21 protein-coding genes, 2 tRNA genes and 2 pseudogenes are annotated in these 23,383 nt (G+C 61.9%); 12 read left to right on the forward strand and 13 right to left on the reverse strand.

The window, feature by feature from the left end:
• Window positions 1-57 precede the first annotated feature (57 nt).
• Window positions 58-1,698: a cysteine--tRNA ligase gene (gene cysS, locus BMOU_RS07950; protein WP_034877439.1), complete on the reverse strand. Its 1,641-nt coding sequence runs from the start codon at window positions 1,696-1,698 to the stop codon at window positions 58-60.
• 127 nt (window positions 1,699-1,825) lie between these two features.
• Here cysS and BMOU_RS07955 point away from each other — a divergent pair, with 127 nt between their 5' ends.
• The 3 genes and pseudogenes from BMOU_RS07955 to BMOU_RS11845 form a co-directional block, all read left to right on the forward strand.
• Window positions 1,826-2,554 carry a type 1 glutamine amidotransferase gene (locus BMOU_RS07955; protein ID WP_034876511.1) on the forward strand — a complete coding sequence of 243 codons (729 nt, stop codon included), beginning with the start codon at window positions 1,826-1,828 and terminating at the stop codon, window positions 2,552-2,554.
• A 141-nt stretch (window positions 2,555-2,695) separates the two neighbouring features.
• Window positions 2,696-3,776 (forward strand): annotated as a pseudogene (locus BMOU_RS11840) (ABC-F family ATP-binding cassette domain-containing protein); the annotation flags it as partial.
• Window positions 3,777-3,853: 77 nt separating this feature from the next.
• A pseudogene (locus tag BMOU_RS11845) lies at window positions 3,854-4,897 on the forward strand (ATP-binding cassette domain-containing protein); the annotation flags it as partial.
• Between the two features lie 148 nt (window positions 4,898-5,045).
• On the opposite strand, the gene ilvN reads toward BMOU_RS11845, so the two are convergent.
• The 7 genes from ilvN to coaD all read right to left on the reverse strand — a co-directional run bounded on the left by ilvN (window position 5,046) and on the right by coaD (window position 10,982).
• Entirely contained in the window at window positions 5,046-5,600 is a 555-nt protein-coding gene (gene ilvN / locus BMOU_RS07965; protein ID WP_034876514.1) for an acetolactate synthase small subunit, read from the reverse strand.
• A 27-nt stretch (window positions 5,601-5,627) separates the two neighbouring features.
• Window positions 5,628-7,493: an acetolactate synthase large subunit gene (locus BMOU_RS07970; protein WP_137648263.1), complete on the reverse strand. Its 1,866-nt coding sequence runs from the start codon at window positions 7,491-7,493 to the stop codon at window positions 5,628-5,630.
• 230 nt (window positions 7,494-7,723) lie between these two features.
• Window positions 7,724-8,413 carry a ribonuclease III gene (gene rnc / locus BMOU_RS07975; protein WP_051428963.1) on the reverse strand — a complete coding sequence of 230 codons (690 nt, stop codon included), beginning with the start codon at window positions 8,411-8,413 and terminating at the stop codon, window positions 7,724-7,726.
• A 402-nt stretch (window positions 8,414-8,815) separates the two neighbouring features.
• Window positions 8,816-9,010: a 50S ribosomal protein L32 gene (gene rpmF / locus BMOU_RS07980; RefSeq protein WP_034876517.1), complete on the reverse strand. Its 195-nt coding sequence runs from the start codon at window positions 9,008-9,010 to the stop codon at window positions 8,816-8,818.
• Window positions 9,011-9,106: 96 nt separating this feature from the next.
• The gene (locus BMOU_RS07985; RefSeq protein WP_034876519.1) at window positions 9,107-9,724 is read right to left on the reverse strand and encodes a YceD family protein; all 618 of its coding nucleotides are present in this window, start codon (window positions 9,722-9,724) and stop codon (window positions 9,107-9,109) included.
• A 2-nt stretch (window positions 9,725-9,726) separates the two neighbouring features.
• Window positions 9,727-10,491 carry a cell division protein gene (locus BMOU_RS07990; RefSeq protein ID WP_034876521.1) on the reverse strand — a complete coding sequence of 255 codons (765 nt, stop codon included), beginning with the start codon at window positions 10,489-10,491 and terminating at the stop codon, window positions 9,727-9,729.
• Window positions 10,488-10,982, reverse strand: coding sequence for a pantetheine-phosphate adenylyltransferase (coaD, locus tag BMOU_RS07995; protein WP_034876523.1), 495 nt, complete (start codon window positions 10,980-10,982; stop codon window positions 10,488-10,490). Before coaD ends, BMOU_RS07990 begins: the two co-directional genes overlap by 4 nt.
• Before the next feature lie 177 nt (window positions 10,983-11,159).
• Here coaD and BMOU_RS08000 point away from each other — a divergent pair, with 177 nt between their 5' ends.
• Window positions 11,160-11,480, forward strand: a complete 321-nt coding sequence (locus BMOU_RS08000; RefSeq protein ID WP_034876524.1) for a DUF3039 domain-containing protein — start codon at window positions 11,160-11,162, stop codon at window positions 11,478-11,480.
• Between the two features lie 116 nt (window positions 11,481-11,596).
• Here BMOU_RS08000 and BMOU_RS08005 read toward each other — a convergent pair whose 3' ends face one another.
• Entirely contained in the window at window positions 11,597-12,607 is a 1,011-nt protein-coding gene (locus tag BMOU_RS08005; protein WP_034876525.1) for an aldo/keto reductase, read from the reverse strand.
• A 154-nt stretch (window positions 12,608-12,761) separates the two neighbouring features.
• Here BMOU_RS08005 and BMOU_RS08010 point away from each other — a divergent pair, with 154 nt between their 5' ends.
• Window positions 12,762-13,184, forward strand: coding sequence for a MerR family transcriptional regulator (locus BMOU_RS08010; protein ID WP_034876526.1), 423 nt, complete (start codon window positions 12,762-12,764; stop codon window positions 13,182-13,184).
• A 135-nt stretch (window positions 13,185-13,319) separates the two neighbouring features.
• Here BMOU_RS08010 and BMOU_RS08015 read toward each other — a convergent pair whose 3' ends face one another.
• The gene (locus tag BMOU_RS08015) at window positions 13,320-14,705 is read right to left on the reverse strand and encodes a nicotinate phosphoribosyltransferase (protein ID WP_081738528.1); all 1,386 of its coding nucleotides are present in this window, start codon (window positions 14,703-14,705) and stop codon (window positions 13,320-13,322) included.
• A 174-nt stretch (window positions 14,706-14,879) separates the two neighbouring features.
• Here BMOU_RS08015 and rph point away from each other — a divergent pair, with 174 nt between their 5' ends.
• A complete protein-coding gene (gene rph / locus BMOU_RS08020; RefSeq protein WP_034876528.1) occupies window positions 14,880-15,644 on the forward strand; it encodes a ribonuclease PH in 765 nt (254 codons plus the stop codon).
• Between the two features lie 33 nt (window positions 15,645-15,677).
• Window positions 15,678-16,364 (forward strand): non-canonical purine NTP pyrophosphatase, encoded by a 687-nt coding sequence (locus BMOU_RS08025; protein ID WP_034876529.1) that lies wholly within the window; start codon window positions 15,678-15,680, stop codon window positions 16,362-16,364.
• Window positions 16,365-16,368: 4 nt separating this feature from the next.
• Here the strand turns inward: BMOU_RS08025 and BMOU_RS08030 are convergent, their stop codons facing one another.
• The 3 genes from BMOU_RS08030 to BMOU_RS08040 all read right to left on the reverse strand — a co-directional run bounded on the left by BMOU_RS08030 (window position 16,369) and on the right by BMOU_RS08040 (window position 17,845).
• Window positions 16,369-17,376, reverse strand: a complete 1,008-nt coding sequence (locus BMOU_RS08030; RefSeq protein ID WP_034876530.1) for an AEC family transporter — start codon at window positions 17,374-17,376, stop codon at window positions 16,369-16,371.
• A 271-nt stretch (window positions 17,377-17,647) separates the two neighbouring features.
• A tRNA-Leu gene (locus BMOU_RS08035) sits at window positions 17,648-17,728 on the reverse strand.
• A gap of 41 nt (window positions 17,729-17,769) precedes the next feature.
• A tRNA-Thr gene (locus BMOU_RS08040) sits at window positions 17,770-17,845 on the reverse strand.
• A gap of 148 nt (window positions 17,846-17,993) precedes the next feature.
• On the opposite strand from BMOU_RS08040, the gene BMOU_RS08045 reads away from it, so the two are divergent.
• From BMOU_RS08045 to BMOU_RS08065, 5 genes are all read left to right on the forward strand, one after another.
• Window positions 17,994-19,145 carry a mannose-1-phosphate guanylyltransferase gene (locus BMOU_RS08045; RefSeq protein WP_034876531.1) on the forward strand — a complete coding sequence of 384 codons (1,152 nt, stop codon included), beginning with the start codon at window positions 17,994-17,996 and terminating at the stop codon, window positions 19,143-19,145.
• A gap of 238 nt (window positions 19,146-19,383) precedes the next feature.
• Window positions 19,384-21,081 (forward strand): glucose-6-phosphate isomerase, encoded by a 1,698-nt coding sequence (gene pgi / locus BMOU_RS08050; protein WP_034876533.1) that lies wholly within the window; start codon window positions 19,384-19,386, stop codon window positions 21,079-21,081.
• Window positions 21,082-21,341: 260 nt separating this feature from the next.
• Window positions 21,342-21,707 (forward strand): 50S ribosomal protein L19, encoded by a 366-nt coding sequence (gene rplS, locus BMOU_RS08055; RefSeq protein ID WP_034876535.1) that lies wholly within the window; start codon window positions 21,342-21,344, stop codon window positions 21,705-21,707.
• A 65-nt stretch (window positions 21,708-21,772) separates the two neighbouring features.
• Window positions 21,773-22,495, forward strand: a complete 723-nt coding sequence (gene lepB, locus BMOU_RS08060) for a signal peptidase I (RefSeq protein ID WP_307722373.1) — start codon at window positions 21,773-21,775, stop codon at window positions 22,493-22,495.
• Window positions 22,495-23,211, forward strand: coding sequence for a ribonuclease HII (locus BMOU_RS08065; protein WP_034876539.1), 717 nt, complete (start codon window positions 22,495-22,497; stop codon window positions 23,209-23,211). The genes lepB and BMOU_RS08065 overlap by 1 nt, the downstream gene beginning before the upstream one ends.
• Window positions 23,212-23,383 lie beyond the last annotated feature (172 nt).

The following is a 23,383-nucleotide window of genomic DNA, read 5'->3' on the forward strand; positions in this document are numbered from 1 at the left end:
CGCGGATAGATGATTGTGCGATCGATGATTGAATGAATGTTGCAGCGGCCAAAACGACTATTGCAGTGACCAGGTGGAACCCTGCGGGCCGTCCTCGATGGCGATGCCGGCGGCGTTCAGTGCGTCACGGATGGCGTCGGCGCGGGCGAAATCCTTGGATTTGCGCGCTTCGGCACGTTCGGACAACTGCTCGGAGATGAGCCTGTCGAGCGCCTCATGTTCGGCGGAATCGGCGCCGGCACCGGCTACGCCACCTGCGGAGCCGCTCACCCACGGTTCGGCCAGCGGGTCCAGGCCCAGCGTATCGAGCATCGCGCGCACATTCACGAGCACTGCACGCACCTCGGCCTTCGCCGCATCCGAATCGGCTCGGTCGGCCAGCTTCGACAGCAGCGTGTTGCCGGAACGGATCGCCGTGAAAATCGCGGCGGTCGCACCTGAAACATTGATATCGTCGTTCATCGCGGCAACGAAATCGACCGGCAATGCGTCCGCGGAAATCGCGGCGATCTCGTCATGGGACGGCTGTTCGCCGACGGCGGCGCCGGCGCGTTCGATGAAGTTCGCCACACGGTCATAGGCGGATTGCGCTTCGGCCAGGGTCTGATCGGACCACTCCAGCATGGAGCGGTACTGCACGGAACCGAGTGCGTAACGCACCACCCAAGCGGAATTCTCAGCCAACACCGCCGGAACGGACAGGCCGTTGCCGAGCGACTTGCTCATCTTCTCGCCCTTTGCGGTGACCCAGGCGGAATGCATCCAGCGGGCGGCCGAATCGTAGCCGGCGGCACGTGTCTGCGCCATTTCGTTCTCGTGGTGCGGGAAGCGCAGGTCAAGACCGCCGCCGTGAATGTCGAACATATCCTTCAGATAGCGGTGGCTCATCGCGGAGCACTCGATATGCCAGCCCGGGCGGCCGGTGCCGAATGGGGTGTTCCAACGGGCGTCGAGCGGATCGGAATCCTTCGGGGCCTTCCACAGGGCGAAATCGCGCGGGTCATGCTTGTCGGGTGACATGTCGGCAGGATCGACCGGATTGTACTTGTCGTCGCCCGCGTTGTCGACGGACGGGCCCATCGCGTCGGTGACCTTCGACGCCTCGTCGGAGACGGCGGTCTGCTTCTGATGCGTCAGCTCGCCGTAATGCGGCCAGCTTGCCACGTCGAAGTACACATTGCCGGTCGGATTGCCGTTTTCGTCGGTCACGACGTAACCGTGGCCGTTATCGATGATCCTCTTGATGAGGTCGATCATGTCGATCATATGGCCGGTTGCGCGCGGCTCGTAGGTCGGCGGCTCAACGCCGAGCGTATCGTATGCTTCAGTGAACTCGCGTTCGTAAATATAGGCGCGTTCCCACCACTGCTGGCCTGCGGCGGCCGCCTTGTCGAGGATCTTGTCGTCGATGTCGGTGACGTTGCGCACGAACGTGACCTTGTAGCCGAGACGCTGGAACCAGCGGCGCACCACGTCGAATGCGACGGCAGCGCGGATGTGGCCGATGTGCGGCGAGCTCTGCACGGTGGCTCCACACACGTAGATACCGACCTGGCCGGGTTTGAGCGACGTGAAATTCGACACCGTGTGCGAAGCGGTGTCGTACAGCTTCAGCCCGGCTGCGGCGCCGGCCACTGCTCCGGCTACGTCGGCCGTGCCGGAAGTGTTGGTATTCTGCGGTTCTTGCGTGTTCGTCATACCCACGAGAGTATTGCCAGAATCGGACATACTCCTGCGTGAAATCCACGGGGCGGACGGGGAACGATCACACTTGATCTGTCGAATTTGTGAACGTTGTTTACGTGGGTGATGTAACAATGGTTGCATGACGCAATCACAGGTGCTGATTCTGCAGCACGTCCCGTGGGAGAAACCGGGACGTATTTTGGATAGCTTGGATGATTTGGGATTGTCATACCAGGTCATGAACGTGGCCAAGGAGAAGAAGCCGGAACTCCCTGATTTCAACGAAGTCTCAGGAGTTGTGATCATGGGTGGGCCGATGGGTGCGCTCGACTACGACAAGTATCCGGGACTGAAGGCGGAGGCCAAGCTGGCCCGTGCGGCGGTCAGCGTCGGCAAGCCGGTGCTGGGTGTGTGTCTGGGCCATCAGATCATCGCGACCGCGCTTGGCGCGAAACTCAGGAACGGGGATTCGCCGGAAATCGGTTTTGGGCCGATTAAGCGTGTGGACAAACACGACTTCTTCTCGATGTGGAACAAGACGGTGGATGTACTGCACTGGCACAACGACGTGGTGACGCTCCCCGAAGGCGCGCAACCGCTGGCGCGCAGCGAGAAGACGAAGAACCAGGCGTTTCGATTCGGTTCGGCGCTCGGACTGCAGTTCCACTTGGAGGTCACGCCGACCCTGTTGGAGGAGTGGCTTGACGAACCGGGCATGGTCAAGGATCTGAAGGCCGTCGGCGGGTCGAAATCGAAGCTGCGCGAGGCATATGCCGAATGCAATCCGCAGCTGCAGCCCCTCGCCGACCAGGTCTTCTCCGGCTTCGCAGCCCGCTGTAATTCCTACGCGCAATCGCTGCAGGACTGAACGGCCCTTCCTCAAACCGCCGACGCTGATGACAAACCACCGACGCTTGGATGGTCCTCAGCATCGATCCTCACCGTCGGTGGATTGCGGGAAGTGCCTTGGTGTTCCGCTGTTCCGCCGTCCCCGCTACATTGGTGGATTATGCCGACTTATGATTTGGGACTTGAACACGTATCGCTCGCCTTTGCCACGAAAACGATTTTCACCGATGTGACGCAGGGCGTTTTCGAAGGCGACCGCATCGGCATCGTCGGCAAGAACGGCGACGGCAAATCCACACTGCTGCACCTGTTCAAAGGCACGCAGGAACCGGATTCCGGCCGGGTGACCAAACGGAACGGTCTCACGTTCGGCATGCTCGACCAGCGTGATCCGCTCGATGACGACGCCACCGTGCGCGAGGCTGCGCTGGAGGGCCGTGAGGATTACGAATGGGCCGCCGAGACGAAATCCCGCGAAATCGTCGAGGCGCTGCTTGGCGGCATCAGTCTGGACGCGAAGATCGGCTCGTTGTCCGGAGGCCAGCGCCGTCGCGCCGACCTGGCCCGCCTGCTGCTCAAGGACTGGGACATCCTTGCCCTCGACGAGCCCACCAATCATTTGGACGTCGTGACGATTCACTGGCTGGCCGAACATCTCAGGAACCGCTGGTCCGCCGGCGCCGGCGCATTGTTGCTCGTCACCCACGACCGTTGGTTCCTCGATGAGGTGTGCGAGTCGATGTGGGAGGTGCACGACGGCGTGATCGAACCGTTCGAAGGCGGCTACTCCGCCTACATGCTGCAGCGCGTGGAACGTGACCGCCAGGCCGATGTGCGTGAGACGAAGCGCCGCAATCTGGCCCGCAAGGAGCTTGCCTGGCTGACCCGCGGTGCCCGCGCCCGCTCCACCAAGCAGAAGTTCCACGTGAAGGCCGCGCGTGAACTCATCGCCGATGTGCCACCGGTGCGCAACACGCTCGAACTGAAGCAGATGGCGACTTCGCGTCTGGGCAAGCAGGTGGTCGATCTGATTGATGTGACCCAGATCTTCGAGCATGTGCAGGGTGAGGCCTCCATCGACCCGGATGTGGCGGAAATGGAGGCGTCGGCGTCGCGCGTCGACGTGGTGCCGGCCATGTATGCCGAACCGCAGGTGCATGGCAGCGTGGAGGTCGCCGTCGACGACTTGACCGACCCGCGATTGGTGGATGCCGGCGTAGCCGAGGCGCGGCAGGCTGCGCAAAAGATGGCGGAACGGGCCGAGACGCAGTCGTCCGAATCGTCCGATTCGCAGGAGCATGCCGTCGAGACCACACTGCAGGTCACGTCCGCCGCGCAGAAGATTACCGTCACCGGGCGCAAGATCCTCGACGACGTGACATGGCTGATCGGTCCGGGAGACCGTTTCGGCATCGTCGGTGCGAACGGTGCCGGAAAATCGACTCTGCTGAAAATCCTTGACGGCACGCTCACCCCGACCGCCGGCCATGTGAACATCGGCAAGACCGTGAAGTTCGCCGTGCTGTCGCAACGGCTCGACGAGCTGGAGAAACTCGGCAAGTACAAGATCAAGGAAGTGTTGAGCCGGTACAAGCCAAGCTACGTCGTGGATGGCAAGGAGACCACGCCCGGCCAGATGATGGAGCGCCTCGGCTTCGAATCCGCGCAGCTGATGACGCCGATCAAAGACCTGTCAGGCGGGCAGAAGCGCCGCATGCAGCTGCTGCTCATTCTGCTCGACGAGCCGAACGTGCTCATCATGGACGAACCGGGCAACGACCTCGACACCGACATGCTCGCCGTGATGGAGGATCTGCTCGACACATGGCCGGGCACGCTGATCGTGGTCTCCCACGACCGCTATCTGCTGGAGCGCGTCACCGACCAGCAGTTCGCGCTGATCGGCGGCAAAGTACGCCATCTGCCCGGTGGCGTGCAGGATTATCTCGATATGACCGAGGCGATCAAGAATGGCAAGGATCCGTTTGCGGACGAGAAGGCCGCAGGCAGGGGACGTAAGAACGGCAATATCGGCGATTCCGCCACTGCCGGCTCCGCTGTGGATACTGGCTCCGCTGTGATTTCCGCCGGCATGGCAACCGGTGCGGCTGGCGATTTGGACGCCGACTCGGCGAAACTCACCGGCAAGGCATTCCATGAGGCATCCAAGCGCGTTGCCGCAATCGAACGCAAGCTTGCCAAACTGGAAGAGCGGAAAGCCGAGTTGGAATCGCAGATGGCCGAGCATGATCCGAGCGACTACTCGGGTCTCGGCAGTCTCAACGAGCAGCTGCAGGCCGTTGCGGACGAATCGGAAGGGCTTGAGATGGAATGGATGGAGCTTTCCGAGCAACTGGAGTAGCCGCGAGTCCGGCTTTGCAAGGATGTGGATTGGCGGGAGGTCGGTTTCAGGAACATGAAGCAGACGAAAGGCGGTGCCTGCGAAGCGAATCGCAGGCACCGCCTTTCGTCTGATGGGTGAAAACCGTCGGATAAGGTGAAAAACCGGATCAGCGGCCGGTGATTTCGGAACCAAGCACCTTCTCGCTCAGCGCCTTCGGGCCGCGGGTTACGGCCACCGCGCCGGAACGGACCAGCTCGATGATGCCGTAGTGTTCCAGCAGGCCAAGCAGCGCGTCGATCTTACCCTCGGCGCCGGTGGCCTCGATGGTCAGCGACTCCGGATTCACATCGACCACGCGCACACGGAACAGACGCACGATCTCCAGCACGTCGGAACGGTTGGATTCGTCGGCGGCCACCTTGATGAGCACCAGTTCGCGCTCCACGGTGGTGCTCGGATCGAGATCCACGATCTTCAGCACATGCAGCAGCTTGTTGAGCTGCTTGATGATCTGCTCGAGCGGCACCTCCTCCACGTCGGCCGTAACGGTCACGCGGGAGATGTCCGGACGCTCGGTGGGGGAGACGGACAGCGAGTTGATGTTGAACGCACGACGGGCGAACAGGCCGGCGATACGCGCCAGCACGCCCGGACGGTTCTCCACGAGCACGGACAGCGTATGACGCTTGGAACCCGGCTGGGATGCAGGATAGTTTGCCATGATCGGACCTTCCTTCCGCTTACTCGTTCACTCGTTTTCGGCAGCGGCGCGCTGCAGCGGCTTGATACCCGGCATGTAGGTCACGTCGTCGTTGGATGCGCCGGCGGCGACCATCGGCCACACCATGGCGTCCTTCCACACGCGGAAGTCGATGAGCACCGGTCGGTCGTTGATCTCGTTGGCCTTCCTGATGCATTCGATGGCCTCTTCCTCGGTGAATGCGCGCATGCCGATGCAACCGTACGCTTCGGCGAGTTTCACGAAGTCCGGCACGTCCACGATGTCGGGCGTATTCTCGCCATCCAGCAGATTCGTGGCGGAATAGTGATGCTCGTAGAACAGGGTCTGCCACTGGCGCACCATGCCGTACACGGAGTTGTTCAGCAGGGCGATCTTGATCGGGGTGCGGTCGAGGAACGCGGTGGCCAGCTCTTCGGAGGTCATCTGGAAGGAGCCGTCGCCGTCGATGAGCCATACCGGCTTCTTGTCGTCGAACTCACGCGTGGAGCCGACGCGTGCGCCGATGGCCGCAGGCAGGCCGAAGCCCATTGTGCCGAGCCCTCCGGAGGAGATCCAAGAGTGAGGCTTTTCGAAGTCGATGATCTGGGTGGCCCACATCTGATGCTGGCCAACGCCGGAAACCCAAATGGTGTCGGGATCGGCCATATCGGACAGCTGTTTGACGACCCACTGCGGGGCGAGCGAACCGTCGGTCGGCTGCTCCCACTTGATCGGGTAGTCCTCGACCCACGTATTGATGACCTCCCACCAGTGGCTCACGTCCGGCTTGCCATGCACGGCCTGCTCCCGCTTGATCTCTGGGATGAGATCCTTGAGCACGGTCGCCACATCGCCCACAATCGGCACGTCCGGCTGACGGTTCTTGCCGATTTCCGCCGGATCGATGTCGATATGGATGACGCGTGCGCCCGGAGCGAAGGCATCGAGCTTGCCGGTGACGCGGTCGTCGAAACGTGCGCCGATCGCGACCAGCAGATCGCAGCGCTGCACCGCGCCGGTTGCGGCGATGGTGCCGTGCATGCCGAGCATGCCGAGCACCTTCGGATCGGAATCCGGAACGATGCCACGTGCCGGCAATGTGGTGACGATCGGTGCGTCGGTGACGTCCGCCAGCTCTTTGACGAGCTCACCGGCGTCGGAACGCATCGCACCGCCGCCCACATACAGCACCGGGCGGTAGGACTGTTCGAACAGCCTGGCTGCGTCGGACAACACCCGGCCGTGCGCCTTGGTGGTCGGATTGTAGCCGGGCAGGATCATGCGCTGCGGCCAGGAATAGTACATGTCGCCGGTCTGCGCGGTCTTGGTGATGTCCACCACCACCGGGCCGGGACGACCGGAACGTGCGATGTAGTGCGCTTCGGCGAGCACGCGCGGAATGTCCTGCGCGCGCGTGACGAGGTAGGAATGCTTGACCACCGGATAGGTGGCCCCGACGATATCGGCCTCTTGGAAGGCGTCCGTGCCGATCGCGTTCACGCCTACCTGACCGGTGATCACGACCAACGGAATGGAATCCATGTTCGCATCGGCGATCGGGGTGATCATGTTCGTGGCACCCGGACCGGAGGTCACGATGCACACGCCCACACGGCCGGTCGCCACGGCATAGCCCTCGGCGGCATGGCCGGCGGCCTGCTCATGGCGCATCAGCACGAAGCGGAATTTCGTATCGTCGGTGATCGCATGGTAGACCGGCAGAATCGCGCCTCCCGGAATGCCGAAAACGTCCTGAACCCCCAGATCCTCCAGCGAACGAACCAGCGCTTCGGCGCCGGTCATCTTCTCGCCGTCGACAATGGTCTGCTTTTCAGTGGTGGCGGATGCCTTGGGCATGCCGCTGAATGCCTGCAGAGGCGTAGGTAACACCATGTTCCCTCTCATGCTCGTTCGTGGAATCTTTCGCTGGGCTTCGCATGCGGGCGCGTCGGTGAGCGCCGGGTGACGAACCCCCTCTTGGAATGCGGCATAATCACTTGTGGCGACTGGGCTGCGCAAATTCCTTCACTAGTAATCGTCTATGCTAACGGCTGACAGCGGCGAAAGGCCAAAACAGCCCACATACTGGCGTGTTGCGGGCGTTCATGATAAAAGAGCATGGCTCACTGGCGATTGTCGAGGGCCTTCCAGCCGGCCTCGGCGGCGGCAAGCTGGGCCTTGCGCTTGCTGGAGCCCTTGCCGACGCCGATCACATCATCGGATCCTTCGAGCATGGCCTTCGCGGTGAAGACCTGCGCGTATTCCGGGCCGGAAACCGACATCCGGTAGTACGGCTCGCCCAATCCCATCTTATGGGCCTTGACGGTCAATGAGGTCTTCCAATCCAGTGCCGGACCTTCGGTGGCGACCTCGGCCAACGTGTCATCCACCAGATGGTGCACGACCTTACGCGCCTCATCGATGCCGTGCTGAATGAATGTGGCGCCGATCAGCGATTCGACGATGTCGCACAGGATGGAGCTCTTCTCGGCGCCATGTTGCTCCGCCTCCCCGTTGCCGAGCAGAATGTACGGGCCGACATGCAGCTTCTCGCGGGCGATCTTGCTCAGCGATTCCTCGGACACGGCCTTGGCGCGCATCTTGGCGAGCTGACCTTCCGTCATATCGGGATGGGTCTTGTACAGCGTTTCCGTGGAGACCAGCTCGAGCACGGCGTCGCCGAGGAACTCCAGCCGCTCGTAATTCTTCGCACCCGGGTGCTCATGCGAGAAGGAGCGGTGGGTGAGCGCCTCGACCAGCAGTTCGGGGGTAAGCGTGGTGCCGAGCGCCTCGAGCAGCACATTGGCGGTCATTTCGCCGTCAGATGTGATGGAGGTGGAGACGTGCGGCTGCTCCTTGGGGGATTCCTTCGCGGATTCCTTTATGGATTCCTTGGTTGCGTTGGCTTTGGCGTTGGATGATTTTCCGGCCATGATCGCTTCCTTTATCGGTTGGCCGTTGCGCACGTGGCAAAGCAACCAGTCTCCTGGTCCCATTGCTACGCAAACAACGTATTTGTGCATAACTCTTGGCGCCGGACCGCCGGGCAGGATGAATCCCGACGATCCGCACCATGCTTCAAGTCTAGTGAGACGGGGGACCGGAGGATCGCGAACCGAATCGGGCTTTCGATTAGGTTGGCCTTGAATAGCAAAAACCCCGCCACCCGTCGATGGCAGGGTTCCAATGCTTGCTTACCGTTATCCGGCAATCACTCACTTGGTGTGAATGGAGCGGATGGCCTCGCGGTACACACGGCCGCGGAAGGAGCCGCAGCTCGGGCAGGCCATGTGCGGCAGCGCCGGAGCGCCGCAGTTCGGGCAGGTAACGGTCTGGGCGGCCTTGGCCTTCCAGTTTGCGCGGCGAGAATGGGTATTCGCGCGCGAGGTCTTGTACTTAGGCAGTGCCATGGTGTTTCCTCTATTTCGTTCGAACGATTTGAGCTTAAGCGTTCAGTATCTTAACGTGAGCTCCGTACAAAAGCCAAATCAAAGGGTAGGCCGCGGTCAGCCGTTGCCCTCAAGCCGAGCCTTGAGGCCTTCCAGCGCGGCGAAACGGATGTCGGTCACGTCATGCCGGTGGTCGGGCTGCTCGTTCAAATCGATGCCGCATTGCGAGCACAGGCCCTTGCAGTCCGGCTTGCAGAGCGGCTGCAGGGGCAGCTCCTCCACCAGGGTGTCACGCAGCAATGCCTCCAGATCGGCCCATGAACCGCCTTCGAGCAGCGGATAGGTGTCTTCGGATTCGTCTTCACCCGCAACGATGTCGACTTCCTCCTCGGCGGCCTTGCCGCCATTCCTGCCACTGCCACCCTTGCCGGCGGACTTGTCTTCGTACGGGAAGAAGGCGGTGACGTTCACGCCCCAATCGCGCTGAATCGGCTTCAGGCAACGCGTGCACTCCGCGTGTACCGGCGCGTTGATGCGTGCCGAAAGAATCAGGCCGTCGACGATCGAATCGAAGGAGCCGGCGACCTGCACATCCGCACCCTCGTCAACGCCGACGATCTCATCGCCGATGCCGCTCGGAGCGGGGAACGTCGCATCAATCGGTTTGCTCTGACCGGCGCGGGATGCCACCTGCGCCACGGAAACCGCCCAGGGGGAGTCTTCGATACGTGCCATATTCAGCCTTCCGGATAGTCGTTCGGTTCAAGGTGGGGCAGGTGCTCACCGGCTTCGCGCTGGCGATCGTACAGCACACGCAATCCCGCCTGAACGTCATGGTCAAGCTTGCCAAGCTGCTGCTGCAGCGACTCCATCACCGTGGAGCAATACTTGTCGGCGCCCTGCGTGAGGTGATCCGCCTTCGCCTGCGCCTGGTCGAGAATATCACGTGCCTTCCGCCGTGCGATTTCGGTGACGTTCTCCTGACCGGCCAGGAACTGCGCCTGCTCATTCGCCTCACGTACCGTATCGGCCGCTCGCGACTGCGCGGAGGCCACAATCGCATTCGCCTGCGCCTGCGCGCTTTCCAGACGGCGTTCGGCCTCGCGCATCAGCGCCGACGCACGCTCAAGCTGCACGGGAAGCATTTTCTTGAGCTGATCGAGCTGGTCGGTGAACATCTCACGATCCACCTTGACCACGCTGGGGGCGAACAGGCTTGGCTTGGCCTCCGTCAGCGCAGCCTCCATATTGTCGATGATGTCATACACCGTCGTGAATTCCTCACGACTGCGCCCGGCTGCGCCCTCGGCGGTGGTGTCCGGATCGAGGGTGTCGCGCAGATCCGGCAGATCCGACATCGAAAAAGACGGTTTGCCGGGGGCCTGTGACGGCTTGCCGGGGACCTGTGCGGCTACGGAAGCGGCCTGCACCGGCTGCTGCGAGGTCTGGTCGTCATCATCGGTTTGCGCAACGTCGTAGGGTTGCGTTTCGTCTGCCATCATGCTCTCTTTTCGTTCCTCAGCGCCTCGCCGAGCAGCGGGATTACGCAATCCGGCACCATGCCGGTGATATCGCCGCCATGACGTGCCACATCCTTGACGATGGAGCTGGAGATATGTTCCAGATTCGGCGCGGCCGGCAGGAACAGCGTCTCCACGCCGGCGAGCTTGCGGTTGACCAAGGCCATGCCCAGCTCGGCCTCGTAGTCGCCGTTCTGGCGCAGTCCCTTGACGATGACCGTGGCACCGACCCTCCTGCAGTAGTCGGTGATCAGTCCGGTGGTCGAAGAGACCTTGATATTGCGGCAATCGCGCTCTTTCAGCGCCTGGCGGATGATATCGACACGGGTGTCCTCCGAAAACATCGGTGTTTTCGCCGCGTTCACCGCGACCACCACATGGACTTCGTCGAAGAAGTGCGCGCACCGCTCGATAACATCCAGATGGCCGGCGGTGACGGGGTCGTACGACCCGGGGCATACTGCAATCGTCATAATCTCAAGGGTACCGCGCGCGGGCGAAGAAGCCGCGCATCTCCTTTATATATGAACTTTCACATATGGGCGGTGCCGATTGACAAGGCTATGATAGAGGACAGTCGATGGCAGCTTGTTGCAAAGGATTCCGGTCGAGGAATCCGCTGCCGAGGTTTTGCGAGGACGGAGCACACTATGGCATGGCATGCGATTATTGATGGCTTTTACGACGACGCCGACCCGGTTTCGCCGCTTTCCGATCCGGATGCGGGTACCGGCACCGCGGTGCTGGAGCGCCCGGAGGAGAAGACGCAGCTCGATGACGGCGGCAACGGCGATGCCGACCGTTTCGCGCATTACGTGTCGCGTGACCGCATCCAGGAGTCGAAGCTTACCGGTCGCCCGGTCGTGGCGCTGTGCGGCAAGGTGTGGGTGCCCAAGCGCGATCCCTCCCAGTACCCGGTGTGCCCTGATTGCAAGCGCATCTACGACGAGATGATGAATTCCTCCTTCTGACGGCTTTATGGTGTCGGGAGGCTTCTCCGGATCTCTGCCGGCGGAGCCTCCCGGTCATATGTGCTACGCAGGTTCCACGCGGAGCCGACGGGCCGGTCAGCGAGTTGACGGGCCCGTCAGCGCGACGAAATCTCGTCGATGCGGAGCAGCTCCTCGTCGGTGAATGTGGTGTTCCCCAGCGCGCCGATATTGTCGAGCAGTTGCTGCGGGCGTGAGGCGCCGACCAGCACCGAGGTCACCATTCCGTCATGTAGCAGCCATGCGAGCGCCATCTCCGCGAGCGTCTGCCCGCGTTCGGCGGCCAAGTCGTTCAGATCGCGGATCTGCCGCAGCGTCGTCGCGGTCAGCGCGCTCTCCTGCAGGAACCGTCCGTCGTGCGCGATTCTGCTGTCGGCCGGAACGCCGTTCAGGTACCGGTCGGTCAGCAGTCCCTGGGCGAGCGGGGAGAAGGTGATCAGGCCCTTGCCGAGACGGTGTGCGGTCTCCTTCAGTCCGTTGCGTTCCACGGTGCGGTCGAAGATGTTGTAGCGGTTCTGGTTGATGATGAACGGTACGTGCAGCTCATCCAGGATGGCGGTGGCCTTGCTGAGCGTCGGGCCGTCGTAGTTGGACAGGCCCACGTAGAGCGCCTTGCCGCTGTTCACCGCGGTGGCCAGCGCGCCCATGGTCTCCTCGAGCGGGGTCTGCGGATCCATGTGGTGATGGTAGAAGATGTCCACGTAGTCGAGGCCGAGGCGTTCGAGGCTTTGATCGAGCGAGGCGAGCAGGTATTTGCGGCTTCCGAGGTCGCCGTAGGGGCCGAGCCACATCTCGTAGCCGGCCTTGGTGCTGATGATGAGTTCGGCGCGATGGTGGTGGAAGTATTCGCGCAGCAGTCGTCCGCAGTTCTTTTCGGCGGACCCGGGTTCCGGACCGTAGTTGTTGGCCAGATCGAAGTGGGTCACGCCGTTGTCGAATGCGGTGAACACGATCTGCCGCATGGTGTCGTACGGGGTGATGTCGCCGAAGTTGTGCCAGAAGCCGAGGGAGACGGCCGGCAGCTTCAGTCCGCTTGCGCCCGCATGGTTGTAGGTCATGCCGTCGTAGCGCGTGGGCGATGGCGTATAGACGGTGATTGGTTCGAGCAAGGTTCCTCCTTGGGTGTGGCTGTTTGCCGCGGATGCGCCGCGCGGTGCCGTTGACCCCATCGTCGCACTTCAAGTAAACTTGAACGCAAATTGCGGCGGGCGACGCGCTGCCTGTCATGAGGAAATCCTGCGAAGACGGGATTGAGGAGGGGCTATGGGCGTATATACGATTCGCGAGGTGGCCGGAAGGTTCGATGTGCAGCCGTCCACATTGCGTTATTACGAGGATCAGGGATTGCTGACGAACGTCGGTCGCGACGATGCGGGACGTCGTGTCTACGACGACGGGCATATCGGGCGACTGGAGGCGATCGCCTGCTTCAAGCATGCAGGCATGAGCATCGACGAGCTCAAACGGTTCTTCGCCTACGAAAGCGACGAACGCACGCATATTTCGGACATGGTGGAGTTGTTGGAGAACCGTCGCGACGTCATCGTCGAACAGCGCGCCTCGCTGGAGGAGGCATACATGCATGTGCTGCGCAAGCTGCATTTGTACAAGGATCTGCAGAGCAGCTATGAGAACGGCACGCCGCCGCCGGATTGGGCCGATTACGACGGCAAGGATTTCCGGTAGCGGTTCCTCACCGTCGGTGTCGGCAGTCTGGGCAACATCGCAATCCACCGACACCCACCGCCATTCAGTGTCGGAACATTACGGAACCGCCCAAACCGCCGACACCGACAGCCACTCAGCGTCGGCGGATTGGATTTACAGGACGGTGACCTCGGTCGGGATGACCGGATCGCCCTTCATGAAGCTTTGCGCACCGATCGGCAGTTCGGCCAGCGCCTTCGTACGGTAGTCGTGCGCGTTGACGATGGCGTCATGGCCCTGGTACTCGGTGTGGTTCTCGCCGTCGGTCACATAGTCGACCAGCAGATTCTTCCAGCCTTCCCCCGGCTGGTAGGCGGCGAGACGCTCTTCGGAACCGGAGATGACATGTTCGCATTCGGCCAGTGAATACTCATAGGAACGATAGGCGAGCTTACGGCCCGGAACGGTGGCCTTGTCTTTCGACTTCTTGGCGACCGGCTGCATCTCGCCGGCGGAATTCTCACGCTCGGTGAGCTTGTAGACCATCGCGCAGGTCGGCGCGCCGGAACCGGTGACCAGCATGGTGCCCACGCCGTAGGAGTCGACCGGGGCGGTCTGCAGGGAGGCCAGCGCGTATTCGTCGAGATCGTTGGTCACGGTGATCTTCGTATTGGTGGCGCCCAGCGCATCCAGCTGGTTGCGCACACGCTGGGCCAGGGAGGCGAGGTCGCCGGAATCGATGCGTACGCCGCCCAGCTCCGGGCCGGCCACCTCGACGGCCGTCTTCACCGCTTCCTCGATGTTGTAGGTGTCGACCAGCAGCGTGGTGTTCCTGCCGAGTGCGGCGATCTGCGACTGGAAGGCGCTGCGTTCGTCGTCGTGCACCAGCGTGAAGCAGTGTGCGGCGGTGCCGATGGCCTTCAATCCGTACATCTGCGCGGCCAGCAGGTTCGCGGTGCCCTTGAATCCGCCGACCACCGCGGCGCGGGCTGCCGCTACGGCGGCCCATTCGTTGGTGCGGCGGCCGCCCATATCCATGCACGGGCGGTCCTTTGCTGCGCTGACCATACGGGAGGCGGCCGAGGCGACCGCGGAATCATAGTTCAGGATGCTCAGCAGCAGCGTTTCCAGCAGCGTGCATTCGCCGAACGTGCCTTCGACCTGCAGGATGGGGGAGTTCGGGAAGAACATCTCGCCTTCGCGGTAGCCCTTGATGGAGCCGGAGAAGCGGAAGTTTTCCAGCCACGTGATGGTTTCGGGGCTTACCACCTTGCGGTCGGAGAGGAACTTCAGGTCGTTGTCGTCGAGATGGAAGTTCTCGAGTGCGTCGAGAATGCGCCCCTGGCCGGCGGCCACACCGTAGTGGCGGCCCAATGGCAGGTGGCGGGTGAAGATTTCGAATACGCATCTGCGGTTGGCCGTGCCGTCTTTCAGGCATGCGTCAAGCATGGTGTATTCGTACATATCAGTCATCAGAGCAGGTGAGTAATCCAGCATTTCCAAAGCCTTTCTTGACTTTTGGTTAAACTGACTATAAGTGTAGTCCGGACGGTGACCAATTACCGCTTGCGTACCATCATACGTACATCATCCTCTCCTTCCGGTTCCGATCTGCGCCTTTGGCCATCCATCCATCCATGCCGACCCCGATTGCCCGGCGGGGAGCGAGAGGACGGGCAGGTGATAGTGTCTCTTGATAGGAAATCCGAGATTACTGATTACGAAAGCAGTGCAATGGTAGCGATTAAAGACATGCTGGGCGAACAGACCGTGATTCGTGCGGACGGGCGCAAGGTGGACGAACTGCGTCCGGTTCGCATCACCCGCCGCTTCACGGACGTTCCGGAAGGCTCCGTGCTCATGGAATGCGGCGACACGCGTGTGATGTGCACCGCCACCTTCACCCCCGGTGTGCCGCGTTGGCGCAAGGATTCCGGTTTGGGCTGGGTCACCGCCGAATACGCGATGCTGCCGCGCGCCACCGCCGACCGCACCGATCGCGAATCCGTGCGCGGCAAGATCGGCGGCCGTACGCATGAGATCAGCCGACTGATCGGCCGCTGCCTGCGTGGCGTGGTCGATATGAAGGCGCTGGGCGAGAATCAGGTGCAGATCGACTGCGATGTGCTGCAGGCCGACGGCGGCACCCGTACCGCCTCCATCACCGGTGCGTACGTAGCGCTGGTCGACGCGATGCGTTGGGCCGAGCGGCACAGGCACATCAAGTCCGCCGACAGGGTGCTCAAGGACTGCGTCTCCGCCGTTTCCGTGGGCGTGATCAATGGCAGGCCGATGCTGGACCTGCCGTATATCGAAGACAGCCAGGCCATGACCGACATGAACGTGGCCATGACCGGCTCCGGCGATTTCATCGAGATTCAGGGCACCGCGGAACATCGTCCGTTCAGCCGTACCGAACTCAACGCCCTGCTCGACCTCGCCGAACAGGGCAACAAGGAGCTGCAGGCCGCCCAGCGTGCCGCACTCGCCTTGGACTGACCCTGATTAAGGGGCGCGGAACGAAAGGAAGCCATGAAAATCATCGTCGCCACCCATAACGAGGGCAAACTGGTGGAAATCCGCCGCATTCTGGAGGAAAGGCTTGGCTCCGACGCGGCCGGCGTGGAGCTCGTCTCCGCGGGCTCGCTGGATCTGCCCGATCCGGTGGAGGATGGCGTGACCTTTCAGGAGAACGCGCTGCTCAAGGCCCGCGACGTGGCCGCGCGTACCGGTTGCCCGGCAATCGCCGATGATTCCGGCCTGATCGTGGACGTCATGGGCAATGCCCCGGGCATCCTGTCCGCCCGCTGGGCCGGCAGGCATGGCGACGACGAGGCCAACAACGCGTTGCTGCTCGCTCAGATCGCCGACATTCCGGACGCCAGGCGCACCGCACGTTTCCGCTGCGCCGCCGCGCTTGTGGTGCCGGGAGCTGAGGTGGAAGACGGTACGGCCGAAACCGTGGGCAAACCGTACGCCATTGCCGGCGAGACCGTGGAAATCGGTGAGATGCCGGGTGTGCTGCTGCGCGCCCCGCGCGGCGAGCATGGCTTCGGCTACGATCCGCTGTTCGTGCCGGACGACCAGCCGGCACGCGCCATCGAAGCGGGTGTGCGGCTTACCTCGGCCGAAATGGAACCGTCCGAAAAGAACGCCATCTCACACCGCGGCAAGGCCCTACGCGCGCTCGCGCCGGCCGTGGAGGCCCTGCTCGGGTAATCCTTTACGCAAATGAGGTAACCAGAACATGGGTGCCGGTCATCATGACGAGGCTGATGATCGCGCTGACCGACAGGGAAAAGCCGGCGAGCTTCGCGTTGCCGAGCACCTTGTCGGTGAACAGCGTGGAGAACACCGCAATCGGTGCCAGGCAGCACATGGCCACGGCTTCGCGGATCGAGGCGTCGAACGGCAATGCGAACCAGGCGGCGAGCGCAAACACAATGCCGAATGGCAACCTCCATCCGATCACCTTGAGCAGTTTCATCACATCCGCACGGCCGGCGGGCAGATCCATGAGCATGCCGACCATGAGCATCGCGCAGAACGAATTCGCATTCGACAGCGGTTGCACCACCGTGGCGACCACAGTGGGAATCCTCACATCCGCAAGCATCAGAATGATCATCAGCAGGTAGGTGTCGAACGGCACCGAGCCGAAGAACCCCCTGAACACGTTCCATAACAGGGCCTTGCGGGCGAGCCTTTTCGCATCCCTGTCCTTCGGCCTCACATACGGCAGGGTCGGCGCATGGCCCTGATACTGCTCGTCGAGCGTCCTGCCGGGCTGAATGTGCAGCAGGGTCTGCGTCATGACGTTCGTGCCGGCGGCCACCATCACGCAATTGCCGATATCGAACATGGCGGCCGGTACGATCGCGGCCGTGCCGAGAAAGGCCTGCACCACGGGGAAACAGAAGCATCCGACGTTGAAGCCGGAACCATTGAGCATGGTGAAGGCGCGATCCTGCACGGGCCGCCTGCGCGACGTCAGGAAGATGACGATCGGCGGGATGAAGGCGACGATGAAACCGAATACGGAAATCCACAGCATACTGGAATCGTGCGGATTCGTGGCGAACGAATAGACGATCGCGCCCGGCAGCACCAGATCGAAGATGGCGGTCTGCAGAATACGGTAGTCACGATTCTTGAATCTGCCGGCCCGTTTGAACAGGTAGCCGGCAAGGATGATCAGCAGCAGCGCAATGGGTTGGATCAGCGCGGACATGGGGCTTCGGACTCTCTTCGCTTCGTTTCGTACTCACTCCGCACCCATATTAGGAGCCGGGGTGGCGGCCACCCTTTCCGTCGTCACATTCTGGAGATCCGGATCACATCGCCGACGATTCGGATGCATGGGTTCCCGGTCCGGACGCATGGGATTTGCCTGATGGGATTTGCCCGCGTTCTTCCCGATCCGTGGGCGGAATGTGGGCGAACATCACCCCCGGAATGCCCGAAATGGCCGTGAACCGTTGAAATTCCGCCGTTCATAAAGGTGCGCGAGATGGGACTTGAACCCACACGTCAAAGACACAGGAACCTAAATCCTGCGCGTCTACCAATTCCGCCACTCGCGCGCGATATGCAAAACCCTAGACGCGTGACACATCTAGGGCAATGGAGCCACTTGACAGAATCGAACTGTCGACCTGCTCATTACGAGTGAGCCGCTCTACCGACTGAGCTAAAGTGGCGTGATGCCCGGGAAGCATACGCTAGCCGCGCACAAGACAGCAATCATAGCGGAGATGCTCGATTTGCACAAATCGATGGAACCGGCAGTGTCATGTGCGGCGGCGACCTGCGATTTGCGAGACGGCCGATTTGCGAGACAATGGGCACATGAGCAGCAGCAACACTGGTTTCGACGACTTCCACGCGATCATCCCCGCCGGCGGCACGGGCACGAGATTGTGGCCGCTGAGCCGGCGTGACCGGCCGAAATTCCTGTACGACCTGCTGGGACAGGGGCGCACGCTCATCCAATCCACCTACGACCGGCTGGAGGCAATCGCAGGGGAAGGTAACGTGTATGTGAGCACGGGTGTCGGGCATGTGGCGGCCGTGCGCGAGCAGCTACCGGAACTCAGTGCGGACAACATCCTCGCCGAGCCGATCCCGCGTGATTCGACCGCGGCCATCGTGCTGGCCACGGCGGTGATCGCACGCCGTTACGGCGAACATTGTGTGGTGGGCTCGTTCGCCGCGGATCATGTGATTCGCGGGAATCGGGCCTTCTCCGAATCGGTGCGCCAGGCGGTGGCGACGGCCCGTGCCGGATACGTCACGACCATCGGCATCGCCGCCTCGCGCCCCTCGACCGCGTTCGGTTACATTCATCAGGGTCGTTCGCTGGCGGCCGACATTCCGGATGCACTGGCGGCGCGGCTGGTGGAGCGGTTCGTGGAAAAACCCGATGCCGTAACCGCGCAGGCGTACCTGTCGACCGGAGAGTACCGTTGGAACGCGGGTATGTTCGTGATGCGGGCCGATGTGCTGCTCGACCATATCAGACGCGCGAAGCCGCCGATGTACGAGGCGATCTCACGCATCGCCGACGCCTACGAATCCCCTCTACGAAGCCGCGGTGAAGCCGTTGAACGGGCGATGGCGCGGGACTGGGCCGGCATCGAGAAGATCGCCTTCGATTACGCCGTAGCCGAACCGCTGTCGGTGACGGGCGGCGTGGCCATGATCCCGGGGGATTTCGGATGGGACGACATCGGCGACTTCAATTCGGTGGCCGCGTTGCTGCCGAGCGCCAACGAGCGCAACATCAAGATCCTGGGGGATGCGCAATCCGTGGTATATCTGGATTCCGCGGGCGACGTGGTCGTGCCGGAAAGCGGCCGTACCATCGCCCTGCTCGGCGTCAACGACATGGTGGTGGTGGATACGCCCGACGCGCTGCTCATCGCGCCGCGCGCCCGCAGCCAGGAGGTCAAAAGCATGGTCGCGCATCTCGACAGGCTCGGTGCCGAGGATATTCTGTGACCGCAACGCCGCGGATTGCATACGATTGCATCGTCCCGGATCGGTGTGTTCGCACGTGACGGGTCTTGAAAACGGCGATAACAGGCGAATCTGCATGTGAGCGGTGATCTTCGTATTGCTTTTGTGTTCTTCTGTCTGCTTTTGTGAGTATCTTGTGAGGTGAAGAGATACGGTGCGTTGCGCTGGAAATGGACGTCGCGCGCCGCTTCACAGTGATGATGAAAGGACCTTATCAACCATGGCCATCAATCCTCCCGTTGACGCCACCAAGACCCCGGAGTGGGCCGCCCTGCAGAAGCACTATGACGAGCTTCAGTCCGAAGGCATCAGCCTCAAGCAGTGGTTCGCCGACGACGACGCCCGCGTCGAGAAGCTGAGCTTCGATGCCGGTGACCTGCATTTCGACCTGTCCAAGAACCTGATCAAGCCGGAGACCCTGCAGCTGTTCGCGGATCTCGCCAAGGCCGTCAAGCTCGATGAGCGCACCAAGGCCATGTACACCGGCGTGCACATCAACAACACCGAAGACCGCGCCGTGCTGCACACCGCACTGCGCCGCCCGATCGAAGACGAGGGCAAGTACATCGTCGACGGTCAGGACACCGTCAAGGACGTACGCGAGGTGCTTGACCGCATCTACGCCTTCGCCGACAAGGTACGTTCCGGCGAGTGGACCGGCGTGACCGGCAAGAAGATCGAGACCGTGGTCAATATCGGCATCGGCGGTTCCGACCTGGGCCCCGTCATGGTGTACGAGGCACTGAGGCCGTACGCCGACGCCGGCATTTCCGCCCGCTACATCTCCAACATCGACCCGAACGATCTGGCCGAGAAGACCAAGGGCCTCGACCCGGAGACCACGCTGTTCATCATCGTTTCCAAGACCTTCACCACCTTGGAGACCCTGACCAACGCCCGTGAGGCCCGTACCTGGCTGCTTGAGGAACTCAAGGCGGCCGGCGCCATCGACGGTTCCGACGAGAAGAACGCCGAAGCCATCAAGAGGCATTTCGTCGCCGTCTCCACCAATTTGGAGAAGGTCGCCGAGTTCGGCATCGACCCGAACAACGCCTTCGGCTTCTGGAACTGGGTCGGCGGCCGTTATTCCGTCGACTCCGCCGTCGGCACCTCCCTTGCCGTGGTCTTCGGCCCGGCCCGCTTCGAGGAATTCCTGCATGGTTTCCATGAGATCGACGAATACTTCGCCAACACCCCGTTCGAGAAGAACGTCGTCGTGCTGCTCGGCATGCTGAACGTGTGGTACCGCAACTTCTTCAAGGTCGCCTCCCACGCCGTGCTGCCGTACGACCAGTACCTGCACCGCTTCCCGGCCTATCTGCAGCAGCTGACCATGGAATCCAACGGCAAGTCCGTGCGTTGGGACGGCACCCCGGTCACCTCCGAGACCGGTGAGATCTTCTGGGGCGAACCGGGCACCAATGGCCAGCACGCCTTCTACCAGCTGATCCATCAGGGCACCCAGCTGATTCCGGCCGACTTCATCGCGTTCGTGAACACTCCGAACCCGGTCAAGGACGGCGATCAGGACGTGCACGAGCTGTTCCTGGGCAACTACTTCGCCCAGACCAAGGCTCTGGCATTCGGCAAGACCGCCGAGGAAGTGCGCGCTGAAGGCACTCCGGAAGAGATCGTTCCGGCCCGCGTGTTCACCGGCAACCGCCCGACCACCTCCATCTTCGGTGTGGCTCTGACCCCGTTCGCGGTCGGCGAGCTGATCGCCCTGTACGAGCACATCACCTTCGTCGAAGGCACCGTGTGGGGTCTGGACTCCTACGATCAGTGGGGCGTCGAGCTGGGCAAGCAGCTTGCCAAGCAGATCACCCCGGCCATCTCCCAGGATGACGAGGCGCTGGCCGCCCAGGACGCCTCCACCCAGTCCCTGATCAAGTTCTACCGCGCCAACCGCGAGTTCTGATCCCGGTTCTCGAATACCTCATCCGTGTCTTGCGGATGAGGTATTTTTGTTAATTGCTGTGCCGGAAGGCGGGACGCCGCATAATCCCGCTTTTCCTTGGGTCTAGCCGGAACAATCGCAAGATTGCATCTTTCCGGCGGATTGGCAATCCTCCGCAGGCAGACCTGCGGAGAACATGACAGGCCGATGTGGCGGTCGCAAGAGCGTCACGAAGGCCCTTACCTGTGCGCTGATATGCGGCGGCGACTCGAGGAAACACAATGGTTAACGCTATTGAGGCATTTGACGCCAAGCACATGAAGCCGGCAGAGGAGATTCCGGCTTTCCGCCCGGGTGACACCGTTGAGGTCAACGTGAGGATCAAGGAAGGCAACAACTCCCGTATCCAGGCGTTCACCGGCGTGGTGATCGCACGTCAGGGTGGCGGCGTCCGTGAAACCTTCGTGGTCCGCAAGATCAGCTTCGGCACCGGCGTTGAGCGTCGCTTCCCGCTGCATTCCCCGGCCATCGACTCCATCAAGCTGGTCCGCAAGGGCCGTGTGCGTCGCGCCAAGCTGTACTACCTGCGCAAGCTGCGCGGCAAGGCCGCTCGTATCGTCGAGCGTCGCGACAACTCCGCCAAGTGAGCGTGATGCGCGAATAAAGCGCGAAATCGGCCCGGCAGCCGCATGGTTGTCGGGCCGATTCCTATATTCTCCTGTACTCTCCTATGTTCGACCGCTATGATGAAGGCCATTGCGTTCGTGATGCGACAATCGAAGGACCCAACATGCGACATGCCGAGAATAGAGATGCCGATAATGGCTTCAACTGGCGCGATACCCTGATATGGTGCGGGATACCGGTCGCCATCGTGCTGCTGGTCCGTATGTTCCTCATCGGTTTCTACGTGATTCCCTCCGGTTCCATGATGGACACCATTGAACCGGGCGATCGTGTGATCACCTCCAAACTCACCCCGAAGGTGTTCCCATTGCAGCGCGGTGACATAGTGGTGTTCAAGGACCCCGACCACTGGTTGCAGGAGGAGAACAGCGGGCATCTCGGTGGCGACTACCTCATCAAACGCCTTATCGGGCTGCCGGGGGACACCGTGGCCTGCGAGGGGCCGGGCAAGCCCATCACCATCAACGGCGTGGCCATTGACGAATCCTCGTATATTCGTCCTGGTGTGGATCCGAGCTCGTTCGCATTCAAGGTGAAGGTGACGGCCGGCCATATATTCGTACTGGGTGACAATCGCGCGAATTCCGCCGATTCACGCTATCATCAGGACGACTCCTCGCATGGTCTGGTGCCGATCAGCGACGTAGTGGGCGTCGGTTTGGCGACCTATTGGCCGTTGAACCGTATCGGCCTGCTGAGCGCGCATCATGACGTATTCAAGGACGTGCCGGAAGGGTCGACTGACTGATGACGGTTTCCGTGACGCCTACGCTGCAGCTGGAAAGTGAGATTGCGGCGCAAGGCTACGATGTGATCGTCGGCTTCGACGAGGTCGGACGTGGCTCGTTGGCGGGGCCGGTCATGGTCGGCGCCGCGGCGATTCGAGCGGCCGATCTGGCCGGTCCGGATGCCCTGCACGTGCCGGAGGGCGTGGCCGACTCCAAGATGCTGACGGAACATCGCCGCGAAGCCATCTTCGAATCCTTGAAATCATGGAGCGCCTCCTGGGCCGTCGGGGCGGCCAGCAATGCGGAAATCGACGAATGGGGCATCTCATATGCATTGGGCGTGGCGGCATTGCGTGCGCTGGACGAAGTGGAACGTACGCTGGGAATCGCCGGTCAGCCGGTGAAAGTGGGCGCCATTCTTGACGGGCCGAACGACTACATCACCAAGGCCTTGGGCACCTTCGATGCCCCCGACGTGCCGGTCCCCGCGAAAGTCACCACCAAAGTGAAGGGCGACCGCTATTGCGCGACCGTGGCCACGGCCGCCGTGATCGCCAAGGTCACGCGGGACAGGCTCATGATCGAACTGGGGGAGCGCCCTGAATACGCGGTCTACGAATGGCAGCGCAACAAGGGTTACGGTTCCGCCGCGCATCGTGAGGCCATTGCCGTACATGGGCCGAGCGACCTGCATCGGCTTTCCTGGCATTTGGGGGTCTCCGCCCGGGGCCAATGACGGCGTATCGGCCGTTCGGCCTGTCCATGTGAGCTTGTTCGCAGGGGCGGTTCCGTTGCTTTTATGGTTATTTATGATTATGGGGCGCGCACGATCGTGCATTCCAAGGATTGTGGAGAATCGTGCGCAAACATACCGTCCAGCACAACACTTAAGGGGTATCATTTCCCTG

Origin of the sequence: Bifidobacterium moukalabense DSM 27321, from assembly GCF_000522505.1 — a bacterium.
Classification (GTDB): domain Bacteria; phylum Actinomycetota; class Actinomycetes; order Actinomycetales; family Bifidobacteriaceae; genus Bifidobacterium; species Bifidobacterium moukalabense.

What these genes read in the sequence shown, in the direction of transcription:
- cysS (WP_034877439.1), bottom strand. Translation starts at nt 1,698, where the DNA reads ATGACGAACACGCAAGAACCGCAGAATACCAACACTTCCGGCACGGCC.
- BMOU_RS07955 (WP_034876511.1), top strand. Translation starts at nt 1,826, where the DNA reads ATGACGCAATCACAGGTGCTGATTCTGCAGCACGTCCCGTGGGAGAAA.
- ilvN (WP_034876514.1), bottom strand. Translation starts at nt 5,600, where the DNA reads ATGGCAAACTATCCTGCATCCCAGCCGGGTTCCAAGCGTCATACGCTG.
- BMOU_RS07970 (WP_137648263.1), bottom strand. Translation starts at nt 7,493, where the DNA reads ATGGTGTTACCTACGCCTCTGCAGGCATTCAGCGGCATGCCCAAGGCA.
- rnc (WP_051428963.1), bottom strand. Translation starts at nt 8,413, where the DNA reads ATGACCGCCAATGTGCTGCTCGAGGCGCTCGGCACCACGCTTACCCCC.
- rpmF (WP_034876517.1), bottom strand. Translation starts at nt 9,010, where the DNA reads ATGGCACTGCCTAAGTACAAGACCTCGCGCGCGAATACCCATTCTCGC.
- BMOU_RS07985 (WP_034876519.1), bottom strand. Translation starts at nt 9,724, where the DNA reads ATGGCACGTATCGAAGACTCCCCCTGGGCGGTTTCCGTGGCGCAGGTG.
- BMOU_RS07990 (WP_034876521.1), bottom strand. Translation starts at nt 10,491, where the DNA reads ATGATGGCAGACGAAACGCAACCCTACGACGTTGCGCAAACCGATGAT.
- coaD (WP_034876523.1), bottom strand. Translation starts at nt 10,982, where the DNA reads ATGACGATTGCAGTATGCCCCGGGTCGTACGACCCCGTCACCGCCGGC.
- BMOU_RS08000 (WP_034876524.1), top strand. Translation starts at nt 11,160, where the DNA reads ATGGCATGGCATGCGATTATTGATGGCTTTTACGACGACGCCGACCCG.
- BMOU_RS08010 (WP_034876526.1), top strand. Translation starts at nt 12,762, where the DNA reads ATGGGCGTATATACGATTCGCGAGGTGGCCGGAAGGTTCGATGTGCAG.
- rph (WP_034876528.1), top strand. Translation starts at nt 14,880, where the DNA reads ATGGTAGCGATTAAAGACATGCTGGGCGAACAGACCGTGATTCGTGCG.
- BMOU_RS08025 (WP_034876529.1), top strand. Translation starts at nt 15,678, where the DNA reads ATGAAAATCATCGTCGCCACCCATAACGAGGGCAAACTGGTGGAAATC.
- BMOU_RS08030 (WP_034876530.1), bottom strand. Translation starts at nt 17,376, where the DNA reads ATGTCCGCGCTGATCCAACCCATTGCGCTGCTGCTGATCATCCTTGCC.
- BMOU_RS08045 (WP_034876531.1), top strand. Translation starts at nt 17,994, where the DNA reads ATGAGCAGCAGCAACACTGGTTTCGACGACTTCCACGCGATCATCCCC.
- pgi (WP_034876533.1), top strand. Translation starts at nt 19,384, where the DNA reads ATGGCCATCAATCCTCCCGTTGACGCCACCAAGACCCCGGAGTGGGCC.
- rplS (WP_034876535.1), top strand. Translation starts at nt 21,342, where the DNA reads ATGGTTAACGCTATTGAGGCATTTGACGCCAAGCACATGAAGCCGGCA.
- BMOU_RS08065 (WP_034876539.1), top strand. Translation starts at nt 22,495, where the DNA reads ATGACGGTTTCCGTGACGCCTACGCTGCAGCTGGAAAGTGAGATTGCG.